Source organism: Pseudomonas sp. LAMO17WK12:I1 (genome assembly GCF_900177315.1).
In the GTDB taxonomy this organism is placed as follows: domain Bacteria; phylum Pseudomonadota; class Gammaproteobacteria; order Pseudomonadales; family Pseudomonadaceae; genus Aquipseudomonas; species Aquipseudomonas marginalis.
In genome coordinates this window covers 1-11,179 of the sequence record NZ_FWZV01000021.1, presented here as the reverse complement: position 1 = coordinate 11,179, position 11,179 = coordinate 1, and the positions used below count along the sequence as shown (strand labels likewise).

9 protein-coding genes and 1 rRNA gene are annotated in these 11,179 nt (G+C 61.7%); 4 read left to right on the top strand and 6 right to left on the bottom strand.

Features of this window, described 5'->3' with window-relative positions:
* Genes B9N88_RS29760 through B9N88_RS29750 form a run of 3 tightly spaced genes read left to right on the top strand, consistent with a single transcriptional unit; the run spans position 1 to position 3,894 of the window.
* Positions 1 to 1,428, top strand: coding sequence for an O-antigen ligase family protein (locus B9N88_RS29760; protein WP_027603097.1), 1,428 nt, complete (start codon positions 1 to 3; stop codon positions 1,426 to 1,428).
* Entirely contained in the window at positions 1,428 to 2,837 is a 1,410-nt protein-coding gene (locus tag B9N88_RS29755) for a lipid II flippase MurJ (protein ID WP_027603096.1), read from the top strand. The genes B9N88_RS29760 and B9N88_RS29755 overlap by 1 nt, the downstream gene beginning before the upstream one ends.
* A gap of 22 nt (positions 2,838 to 2,859) precedes the next feature.
* A complete protein-coding gene (locus tag B9N88_RS29750) occupies positions 2,860 to 3,894 on the top strand; it encodes an acyltransferase family protein (protein WP_081744341.1) in 1,035 nt (344 codons plus the stop codon).
* Between the two features lie 36 nt (positions 3,895 to 3,930).
* On the opposite strand, the gene B9N88_RS29745 is transcribed toward B9N88_RS29750, so the two are convergent.
* From B9N88_RS29745 to B9N88_RS29730, 4 genes are all read right to left on the bottom strand, one after another.
* The gene (locus B9N88_RS29745; protein WP_027603094.1) at positions 3,931 to 4,506 is read right to left on the bottom strand and encodes a DUF4174 domain-containing protein; all 576 of its coding nucleotides are present in this window, start codon (positions 4,504 to 4,506) and stop codon (positions 3,931 to 3,933) included.
* Positions 4,507 to 4,670: 164 nt separating this feature from the next.
* Positions 4,671 to 5,303 (bottom strand): glutathione S-transferase N-terminal domain-containing protein, encoded by a 633-nt coding sequence (locus B9N88_RS29740; protein ID WP_027603093.1) that lies wholly within the window; start codon positions 5,301 to 5,303, stop codon positions 4,671 to 4,673.
* A gap of 31 nt (positions 5,304 to 5,334) precedes the next feature.
* Positions 5,335 to 7,692, bottom strand: a complete 2,358-nt coding sequence (locus B9N88_RS29735) for a DNA polymerase II (RefSeq protein ID WP_027603092.1) — start codon at positions 7,690 to 7,692, stop codon at positions 5,335 to 5,337.
* A gap of 138 nt (positions 7,693 to 7,830) precedes the next feature.
* Complete coding sequence (locus B9N88_RS29730) at positions 7,831 to 8,298, bottom strand: SRPBCC family protein (RefSeq protein ID WP_027603091.1); 468 nt, start codon at positions 8,296 to 8,298, stop codon at positions 7,831 to 7,833.
* 99 nt (positions 8,299 to 8,397) lie between these two features.
* Between B9N88_RS29730 and B9N88_RS29725 the strand changes: the two genes are divergently transcribed.
* Positions 8,398 to 8,799, top strand: a complete 402-nt coding sequence (locus tag B9N88_RS29725) for a GFA family protein (RefSeq protein WP_043293198.1) — start codon at positions 8,398 to 8,400, stop codon at positions 8,797 to 8,799.
* A gap of 1 nt (position 8,800) precedes the next feature.
* Here the strand turns inward: B9N88_RS29725 and mrdA are convergent, their stop codons facing one another.
* Both mrdA and rrf read right to left on the bottom strand, forming a co-directional pair.
* Entirely contained in the window at positions 8,801 to 10,693 is a 1,893-nt protein-coding gene (mrdA, locus tag B9N88_RS29720) for a penicillin-binding protein 2 (RefSeq protein ID WP_027603090.1), read from the bottom strand.
* 270 nt (positions 10,694 to 10,963) lie between these two features.
* Positions 10,964 to 11,079 (bottom strand): 5S ribosomal RNA (gene rrf / locus B9N88_RS29715).
* Positions 11,080 to 11,179: the final 100 nt, after the last annotated feature.

The window sequence follows — 11,179 nt, the reverse complement described above, 5'->3', positions numbered from 1 at the left end:
GTGAACCTGGCAAGCCTCGTCGCGATCCTCTTCGGCCTGCTGTTTGGCGCCCTCGCCCTGTTGCTGTCGCCGGCCAAGGCGTTCCTGGCCGTGGTCGGCCTGGCGGGGGCGGTGACCATTCTGCGCTTTCCGTTGTGGGGGCTGTTGCTGTTCGCCATGATCGCCACGTTCATGCCGTACTCGACTATCAACCTGGGGATCCGCAGCACCGTCAGCGAAGCGATCCTGGCCCTGACCTGGGGCGCGGTGCTGTGGCACAACTTCCTGGCCCGCCTGCCCGATACGCCCAGCCTGACCCGCCGCCCCACCGACCAGATGCTGCTGTGGCTGATGCTGTTCAGCGTGTTCCCGTTTATCGTCGGCCAGGTCACCGTCCACGCCGACAGCAGCGGCGTGGCCAACTGGCTGCGCTGGTTGCTGAGCCTGTCGGCGGTGTTCCTCTGCGCCAGATTGCTGGTGGACCGCAAGCAGCGTGAATCCTTGGTGATCGCCCTGTTGCTGGGCAGCCTGGCGATGCTGGTGCTGTCGATTGCGGTGTTCGTGCGCACGCGCTCCGGGGCCGGCATTGCGCCGATTCTGGCGTTGTTCAACTACGGCAACTTCGACATGTTGAAATTCGGCCTGGAGGCCATGTCTTCGCGCATGGGTTCGCCGTGGATGCACCCGAATGCCATCGGCGGGATCATGGCATTGCTGCTGCCCCTGGCCTTCTGCTTCGGCGTGACCGAACAGGGCTGGAAACGTGCGCTGGGCCTGGGCGTCGCCTGCCTGGGCGCGGCGGCGTTACTGTTGGCCAGCAGCCGTGGCGCGATGGTCAGCCTGGCGTTGGTGCTGGTGTGGATGGCTACGCGCCGCGTGCCCTACACCGGGCGCCTGCTGATGATCGGCGCGGCGCTTACCGTGGCACTGGTAATGGCCTACCCACCGTTGCAGGAACGTCTGGCGACGATTTTCTCGTCGGACAACGCCAGTACCGAAGTGCGGTTCGACGAGTACCGCATGTTCCCGCAGGCGGTGGTGTCTTATCCGTTCGGGATCGGCTTCAAGGTTGACCCGCCGGTACCGGGCACCCACCTGCTGGGGATCTCCAACCTGTGGCTGAACTTCATCTACAAGACCGGCATCGTCGGCATGCTGTTCTTTGTGGCGGTGACCGTGCGCTGGTGGCGCGAGGCGCGTCCGCAAAAAGGCCCGATCCGCCTGACCAAGGACAATGCCCTGTGGCTGGGCACCACCGGCGGGATTCTGTCGGCGCTGGTCAGCGGCCTGTTCGACCACTACTTCAGTTTTGCGGTGGTGATGGTGGCGTTGTTCTGGCTGATGGTGGGCATCAATGTGCTGGAGGCGCGGCGGTTGTTTCCGGCGCGGCTGCCGCAGGTGAAGACCGTGGCCTACCGCAAACACCTGCCTGATGGGGCACGGCCCTGATGCTCGGCTCCGCCGCCTGGCTGACCCTGGCGACCCTGGTGGGCCTGTGCCTGGGATTTGCCCGTGAATGGTTGCTGGTGGCGGCCTGGGGCGCCGGAGAGCGCAGCGATGCCTTCCTGATCGCGCTGTTTTTGCCGGAAGCGCTGCGCATGTCGTTGGCCGGCGGTGTGCTGAGCGCCGCCGCGCTGCCGTTGTACCTGCAACGCAAGCATGGCGAACGCCTGGAGTGGCTGGCGGTGCTGTTCCCGGCGTTGCTGCTGATCGCGCTGGTCATGAGCCTGCTGCTGACGCTGTTGGCACCGTGGCTGGTGCAAGTGCTCGGCCCGGGGTTGGCCGACACCGCCACAGTCTTGGCCAGCAGCAACCTGCAGATCCTCGCCTGGTGTGTGCCGGGCTTGATGTTGCATGGGCTGTTCAGCATTCCCTTGCAGGCCAGCGAACGTTTTGTCCTCGCGGGGCTGGGCTCGTTGCTGTTCAACCTGCCGCCGGTGACGTACCTCGCCCTCGCCGGCACCACCAGCCAACCGCACGCGCTGGCCCTGGCCTGCCTGGCCGGCAGCCTGTTGATGCCGCTGGCGCTGTTGCCGTCGGTGTGGCGCCAAGGCTGGCGGCCATGGCGCTGGCAACTTAGCGTCGCACCCTTGCGGGAGCTGGGCCAGCGCATCGGACCGCTGTTGCTGAGCAATGGCGCCAGCCAGGGGTTGGCGCTGATCGAGCGGCTGGTGGCATCGCTGCTGGGCGAAGGCGCGGTGACCTGGGTCAACCTGGCGCGCAAGCTGATGAACCTGCCGCTGATTGCACTGATGAGTCTCAACCAGGTACTGCTGGGCATGATGAGCCGCCGTCAGGGCGATGAGCGCCTGGCCCTGCTCAAGCGCGGCCTGGAAACCGCCAGCGTGTTGACCCTGCCTGCCGGTGTCGGCCTGGTGGCGGCAGCCCCGAGCCTGGTGGCATTGCTGCTGCCCAGGCAATCGGCGGATTCGCCGTTGCCGCTGCTGCTGGCCTGGTTTGCCGTGCCGTTGGTGTTCGGCGCCTGGAACGCCTTGCTCGCGCGCTATGCCTACGCCGCCGGCGATACGCGCGAGCCGCTGCGCTGCGAGTTGCTCGGCAGCCTGGTCAACGTGGTGTTGCTGGGAGCGCTGCCCTGGGTGTTCGGCCTGGCCGGTATCCCCTTGGCCGCACTGGCCGGCGTGCTCTGCACCGCACTGTTGCTGATGCAGCGCCAGGCCTTGCTCGACGCCGTGCCCTGGGCCCGGCACTGGCTGCTCAGTGCACTGCTGATGGGGCTGGCGGCGCTGATGCTGTTTGGTATTGAGGGCGTGTGGCTGCAACTGGGGCTGAGCACCCTGGCCGGCGCTGTGGTGCTGCTCGGCATGGGGCTGTGGCTCAAGCCGTGGCGCAAGGCATGAATGATCGATCGGGAGCACTCAGGTGAAAAATCGCTGGATTCAAATGGATATCGCCAAGGGCATCGGCATCCTGGTGATCGTGTACGCCCACAGTTGGTTTGTCGCCACGTCGCCGGACTTGATGTACCCGATCCTGGCGTCGTTCGTACTGCCGTTGTTCTTCTTTCTGTCGGGGGTGTTTTTCAAACCTGAACAGCCGTTTGTCGAGATGGCGGTGCGTAAGGCCGACGGCCTGCTCAAGCCGTTTTTCTTCACCATGCTGGTGTATGTGATCGTGCGCGATGTGCTGCGCGGCCAACCGCTGCTGCCGGATATCGGCGGCGTGCTGTACGCCTCGGTGGACACCATCCCGTGGCAGGCGCTGTGGTTTTTGCCGCACTTCTGGGTGGCGATCCTGTTCAGTTGGGCGGTACTGCGGCTGATCCAGCGCCTGCCGCTGGCGGTGAGTTGCGCAGTGATGCTGGTGCCGCTGCTGATCGGCATCTGGATGCTGCCGTGGTTCTGGCAACTGCCGGCGACTCTCGGCGGGCAAATCTGGGTGCTGCCCGGCCTGCCCTTCAGCCTGGATATCACCCTGATCAGCAGCGCGTGTTTCGTCTACGGCTACCTGCTGCGCGACTGGCTGCGTACCCATGCGGGCTCCCTTTTGACCCTGCTGGTGTCGGGGGTGCTGTTCGCGGCGGTGTTCCTCTACCGGGGTGACACCATGGACCTGGCGCAGCGTCGCTACGACCACTGGCTGTGGACCAGCCTGCTGGCGGTGATTGGGGTGTACCTGTGCTGGGCGTTGGCGCGGGTGCTGATGGCGTCGGCCCTGATCACCCGGGTCATGACCTACATCGGCCAGTCGACCCTGATCCTGCTGATCTTCCATGGGGAGATCCAGCACAAGACATTCGATTTGATGGAGCGTCTGGGGCTGCACGCGTTTGTCGCGGCCTGTATCGGCTTTGTGGTGGCGGTGGTGGTGCCGTTGTTGATCGGGGAAGTGATCAAGCGGGTGGCGTTCCTACGGTTTTTCTACTTTCCATTTCCACTGCGCAAGGCTGCCGGATAACGGTAGGAGCGAGCGTGCTCCTACCGGGTATCAGGTTCAGTCATCCAGTTGTTGCGCGGCGGGCTTGCCGGCGTGTTTCGCCGGCTTGGCGCCCTTGGCCGGAGCCGGTGCAACGGGCTCGGGTTCCGGGGCGGCGGCGGTTTCTTTCTCGGCCATCGGCATCTGGTCGATGGCGCTGAAAAACTCTTTCAAGTCGAGGCTATCCGGCGGCACGGTCTTCTCGACTTTCTTCTCGCCATCCTTGCCCACCAGGATCACTTTGGTGCCGCTGCCGGCGCCCAGTTTGAGGGCGCGGATCAGCGCATTGGTCTCAGGCGGCGTGAGCTTCTTGTTGTCCTTGGGGTCCTTGGCGAACTTCTCCCCTTCGGCACCGATGCTGCCGAACTTCACGGTGTAGAACACCATGCTGCGCTCTTCAAAGGACTGCTTGGTGGCAGGCTCGTCCAGTTGTTTCTTGAGGGTCGCCAGTGTGTCGTTGCCGGAATCAAGCTCCACCACCACCAGTGGCCGGGCTTTGCCCAGGTCCTGCTTGAGCGGGTTGATATCATCAGCAGCCAACAGCGGCCCCGTAAAAGCCATCAAGGTAGCCAGGGTCAGCGACCGGATGAGCATGCGCACCTCCTTTGAATTCCATGCAGGGTTCTTGAGTTTCATGTCTGCGACAGTCAAATTCAAGGATGATTCCTACACCGCGTTCAGAAAGCGTAGGCCAGGACGCCCGCTCCGCAAGGACTTGGCGGCGACATGCGGCATTGTTTCCTTTGATTGCACAAACATTACGAGACCTTCCAGCCCGGCCAATGGCGGGCAAAGACAGGCGCCACGATCGGGTCGGCATCCACCTGCGCCAGGGTCTGGGCAAAACCTGGCGCCAGGGCAGTCAACGCCTCACGCGCTTCATCCCAGCGCGACACCGCCGCCGCCATGATGCCCAGCGCATTCGGTGCGCCGTCGGGCGCGAACAGCTGGCCGGCAAACTGTTCGGCAAACACCACCCAGGCCTGGTGCAGATAGCGGCGCGTGCCGGTGGTCAATTGCGTCTGCACCACTTCATCGACGTTGCCCAGCCAGCGTTGCGGGTAGTCGATGATGCCGATCGCCGAATAACAGTTGGCCGCGATGTACACCAGGCCGCGGATGATCTGGTCACGGTCGCCGCCCAGCAGATGCGCATCGGGAAACGCCAGGCCCAGGTGGATCAGGATCGCGGCACTTTCCGTCAGCACCTGCCCATCGGGGGTAACCAGGGTGGGCACCTGTTTGAGCGGGTTGATACGGGCAAGCTCGTCGCTGCCCTCGCCGTCGGCCCAGGAGGCGGCGTCTACTCGTCGCCATGGTACCGCGCACCGCTGCAGGGCGATTTCGATCATGCAGGAGCCGGATTCGTCGATGCCATAGAGTGTGTACATAGCCTTTCCTCCATTGGATGAATCAAGGATTTTAGAACAGGCCCATTTGCCCGCCGACCAGGGTGCTGAAATCGTCACTCACGAACGGCAGTATCGCATCCGCGACCGGTTGCAATTGCCGGGTGACGTAGTGGTCGTAATCAATCGGCGCCTGGCGTACTTCCAGCGGTTCGGGGCCGTTGACGCTGATCACGTAGCGGATCCAGCCGCCGCGCTGGTACTGGCGCGGTCGCCCCAGGCGGTCGTTGTATTCATCGGCCAGGCGCGCCGCGCGTACATGGGGCGGCACGTTGCGCTCGTAGTCATCCAGTTGACGGCGCAGACGTTTGCGGTAGATCAGCAGTTCATCGAACTCGCCGCTCAAGGTGCGGCGCACGTAGTCGCGTATGTAGTCCTGATGGGGCTGGCGGTGGAAGATGCGTTGGTAGAGTTCCTGCTGGAACCGGCGGGCCAGGGGCGACCAGTCGCTGCGTACGGTCTCCAGGCCTTTGTAGATCATCTCTTCGCTGCCGTCGGCACGTACCACCAGGCCGGCGTAGCGCTTCTTGCTGCCCTCCTCCGCGCCGCGAATGGTCGGCATCAGGAAGCGGCTGAAGTGGGTTTCGTATTGCAGCTCCAGGGCACTTTGCAGGCCGAACGCGCTGTGCAGGTGCTCACGCCACCAGGTGTTGACGTGCTTGACCAGCGCCTGGCCGATACGGCTGGCGTCGTCCTGGGAATGCGCGCTGCCGAGCCACACGAAGGTGGAGTCGGTGTCGCCGTAGATCACCTCATACCCCTGGGCTTCAACCAGTTCGCGGGTCTGGCGCATGATCTGGTGGCCGCGCATCGTGATCGACGAAGCCAGGCGTGTATCGAAAAAACGGCAACCGCTGGAACCGAGTACGCCGTAGAACGCGTTCATGATGATTTTCAGCGCCTGGGACAGCGGCGCGTTGTGCTCACGCTTGGCCTCTTCGCGACCTTCGGAGACACGCGCAACGATGGCCGGCAGGCAGTGCCGGGTGCGAGAAAAGCGTGCACCGCGAAAGCCTTCGACGGAGTCGCTGTCGTCGGGGTGCTTGAGGCCTTCGATCAGGCCCACCGGGTCGATCAGGAAGCTGCGGATGATCGAGGGGTAGAGGCTTTTGTAATCGAGCACCAGCACCGATTCGTAGAGGCCGGGGCGCGAGTCCATGACAAACCCGCCGGGGCTGGCCTGGGGTGGTTTGTCGCCCAGGTTCGGCGCGACGAAGCCCTGGCGGTGCATCAGCGGCATGTACAGGTGGGTAAACGCCGCCACCGAGCCGCCGTTGCGGTCAGCCGGCAACCCGGTGACGCTGGCGCGCTCGAGCAGGAACTTGAGCAGCTCGGTCTTCTCGAAAATCCGCGTGACCAGCTCGCAGTCCTTGAGGTTGTAACGCGCCAGGGCGGGCTTGTCCTCGGCGAACATGCGGTTGATTTCGTCCATGCGTTGATACGGTGTGGAGATGTCCTTGCCCTCGCCGAGCAGGGTTTGCGCGACGTTTTCCAGGCTGAAGGATTCGAAGCTCCAGGTGGCCGAACGCAAGGCTTCGATACCGTCGATAATCAGGCGCCCCGCGGCCGCGGCGAAGTAATGGTTGCGGCTGCCGTGTTCGCGCCAGGCCATGGGCTCATCGCCGCGACCGAGCATCAACGGCACGTTGAGGCGCTGGGCATGTTCGTGGAGTACGCGCAGGTCGAACTGCACCACATTCCAGCCGATGATTGCATCGGGGTCATGGGTGGCGAGCCATTGGTTGAGGCATTCGAGCAGTTGGGCGCGGGTGTCGCAGTAGTCGAGCTTGAAATCCACCGCGTCCGTCTTGTTCGGCGGGCCGAGCATGTACACCTGGCGTTCGCCGCAGCCTTCGAGGGCGATGGAATAGAGGTCGCCCTGGGCGGTGGTCTCGATATCCAGGGACACCAGCTTGAGCGGCGGGCGGTAGTCGGGCGCGGGCTTCATCTGCGCATCGCACAGGGCACCGCCGGCATCCGGTGTACCCCCGAACCAGACCGGAGCGGTGATGAAACGCTCCATCATGTAGCGTTCCGGCGGGCGCACATCGGCTTCGTAGACATCGACACCGGCGGCGCGCAGGCGCTTTTCCACGTCCATCAACTGGCGGTGCTGGCGCGTGTAAAGGCCCAGGACCGGGCGGTGATGGAAATCGCAGAGTTGCAGCGGGCGCAATTCGATATCGCGTTCACCTTTGAGCAACCAATCCAGCGGCTTGCGATGGGCCTCGGGAATAAACATCACCGAGGTCTGCACGGGTAGGCGGATAAACCGTGGCCCCTGGTCTGTGGCCAGCCAGAAACTGACCTCCGTGCCCGCCGGGGTGTCGCGCCAATGCCGGGTCAGGACAAAACCCTGCTGTAAATCCACCGTACCGCACCTCTGGAATAGCTTTCAGGCGTTGATTCTACGCGGCATCTGGGCAAACGCGGCAGGTAAACGCGCATGCAAGCGGTGGACTTCTAAAGGCGGCGAAAGCGGGCACCGCAATGGTGCCCTTTCTCCAGTTCACGCCCGACGTGCTTTGCTCAAATAGTTTTCGATATTGCCCATCTGATCGTCCCAGCCACGGGAGTTCATCTTGAAGGCCTTTTGCCGACGAGCCTCCGGCACCGCGTTGAAACCGGATTCAACCACCCGCAGCAAAATGCCCGGCGCCCGATCCTCAATGGTGAATTCAACCAGTGTCGGGGTTTCCTTGTCGTAGTCGACGCCCTTTTCTACCGCGAAGGGGTGCCACCAGAAAGAGAACAACGTTTGCGGCAGGATGCGTTCGATTTTGGCTTTCCAGATCACGTGTTCGTAACCTGGGTAGGTAATCGGCGCCTCTATGGTTTCCCCTGCCACAAAGGCTTTGCCCTTGAGGGCGATACCAAACCAATCGCCGAATTGCTCGGCATTGGCGAGCGCTTCCCAGACCTGTTTACGTGAAGCATTCAGCAGAACTTTTCGCTCAATGCGATCTAATACGTGCATAAGTCACCTCCTCCATTGACAGTAGGCGACACCAAATAATGCGCAACCTCAGGTTGTAAGCAATCATGATGACCCCGTCCTTGAACCGGCAATACGTTTATGACTGACCCATTGAATGGAAGTTGCTTCTGCAAAGGTGTCCGCTATCAGGTGGACCAGTTGGACATGCCTATCAGCCACTGCCACTGCGCAAGCTGCCGCAAAATACATGCGGCGCCGTTTGTCGCCACTGCAGGCGTAATGCGCGAACATTTTCGCTGGACGCGGGGAGAGGAGCTGTTGGCGTCCGTTGAATCTTCGCCGGGCAAGCTCAGGCATTTCTGCTCGCGCTGTGGCTCACATCTGATAGCAGAACGTGGGCATCAGCCCCATGTGATCGTGCGGGTGGCGACGCTGGACGATGATCCGGGCGTCAGGCCCACCTCGCACATCTGGACGGCCCATGATGTGCCCTGGCTTGCCCATGAAGGCATAGAGCAATGGGACGAGTGGAAGGCATGATTTAAACGCGGGGGTCACCTGGCGCTTTTGCCGGCGTCGCATATTGCGGCTTCAGGTGACCGTCCTGGTCGAGTAGCCAGGCATCCATGATTTGCCGCACCACCGGACCCGCGACGCGACCACCGGCCTCACCGTTTTCGATCATCACCGAAATCACGATCTTCGGATGTTCGGCCGGAGCGAAGCCAACGAACAACGCGTTGTCACGGTGGCGTTCCAGTGTCTTCTCGCGGTTGTAACGCTCGCCTTGCTTGATCGCAACCACTTGCGCGGTACCGCTCTTGCCGGCAATGCGATATTGCGCCCCTTGTGCGGCGGCCCGGGCGATACCTCGTGGGTCATGCATCACCAACTGCATACCGTGATTGACCTGCTCCCAATCACGCGGATCCTTGAGGACGACGTTGGGCATGGGGTTCTGGTCCACCGGCGGCTCGCCATTGATCGTCTTGGCCAGGTGCGGGCGATTCCACACGCCTTTGTTGGCGATCAACGCCGTGGCCTGGGCCAATTGCAGCGGAGTGACTTGCATGTAACCCTGGCCAATGCCGAGGATCACGGTTTCACCAGGGAACCAGGGTTGGCGCCGTGTGGCGCGCTTCCATGCCTGGGATGGCATCAAGCCAGCGGACTCTTCGAACATGTCCAGGGAGACTTTCTGACCCAGGCCGAACTCAGCCAAGTAGTCATGCAGGCGGTCAATGCCGAGCTTGTGAGCCAGGTCGTAAAAGTAAGTGTCGTTGGAACGCATGATGGCAGCGTCCATGTCTACCCAGCCGTCACCACTGTGGTTCCAATTGCGGTATTTGTGGTCAAAGTCGGGGAGCTGGTAGTAACCGGGGTCGAATACACGGGTCTGTGGGGTGACGACACCGCTGTCGAGACCAGCGATGGCCACTTCTGGCTTGATGGTCGAACCTGGCGCATAGAGCCCCCGGAGGACGCGGTTGAACAGCGGCCGGTCAATGGAGTCGTGCAGCGCGGCATATTCCTTGAAACTGATGCCGGTGACGAACAGGTTCGGGTCAAAACTCGGCTTGCTGACCATGGCCAGCACTTCACCGGTTTGCGGATCGAGGGCAACCACCGAGCCACGGCGATCACCCAGGGCCTCTTCCGCAGCCTCCTGGAGCTTCACATCGAGGCTCAGGACGATATTTTTGCCAGGGATCGGGTCGGTGTGCTTGAGCACACGGAGTACGCGGCCCTGGGCATTGGTCTCAACCTCTTCGTAGCCGACATGACCATGCAGTTCGGACTCGTAGAAACGCTCGATACCGGTTTTGCCGATGGACTGCGTGCCACGGTACTCCACCGAGTCGAGGGCTTTGGATTCTTTCTCATTGATCCGCCCCACATAACCGATGGAGTGGGCAAAGTGCGCGCCCAGCGGGTAGTGACGGACGAATTGCGGCTCTACATCTACTCCTGGCAGGCGGAACTCATTTACCGCCAGCAATGCAATTTGCTCTTCGGTCAACTCGTAAAACAACGTCACGGGGACGAATGGGTGGCGTGCCTGCTTCAGAGCCTTGTCGAACAGTGCTCGGTCTTCGACAGGCAGGTGCAGCAAGTTGACGATGGCGTCGAGCTCGCCCTTGAGGTCAGTGGTGCGCTCGCGGGTGATGGTCAGGTTGTAGCTGGGTCGATTATCAGCCAGCACCACGCCATTACGGTCATAGATAAGGCCGCGCGTCGGAGTGATGGGCAGCACATGGACGCGGTTGTTTTCAGAAATCGTGGAGTGGTAGTCGAACTGTACGACTTGAAGGAAATACATACGCCCCACCAGGGCACACGTAATGCCTATCACCAACAACGCACAAGCGAGCAGGCGCTTGTTGACCAGGCGGTTTTCTTTTTCGTGATCTTTAATCGGTATCGGTTCAGGCATTTCTACAGCATCTCGTTGAAGAAGGTCGACGCCGCATCCTGCGATGAAAGATCAGTCCTTGGGAAATGTGCTGCACCATACCAAAAATGCAGAAACACTTTGCATTGAATTCCCCAACGGCACTCTGAAGTGAGTTCCCTCTCGACGGGTACGGTGATACGGCAGCTGCCCTTGAAGATAATCAACAGCTCATCCGCCTAGGCGTACCCACTTTTCGAGCACCCAAAACAAAACCCCATCTGCTTTCGCAAATGGGGTTTCGGAATTTAATCTTGACGATGACCTACTCTCACATGGGGAAACCCCACACTACCATCGGCGATGCATCGTTTCACTGCTGAGTTCGGGATGGGATCAGGTGGTTCCAATGCTCTATGGTCGTCAAGAAATTCGGGTACTGAGTCGTGGCCAGTTGGCCTCGCTTCAGCAAATTGGGTATGTGACAGCTGTCGGTGCTTTGTGAAATCTCGAACTTTCGGTTCATTG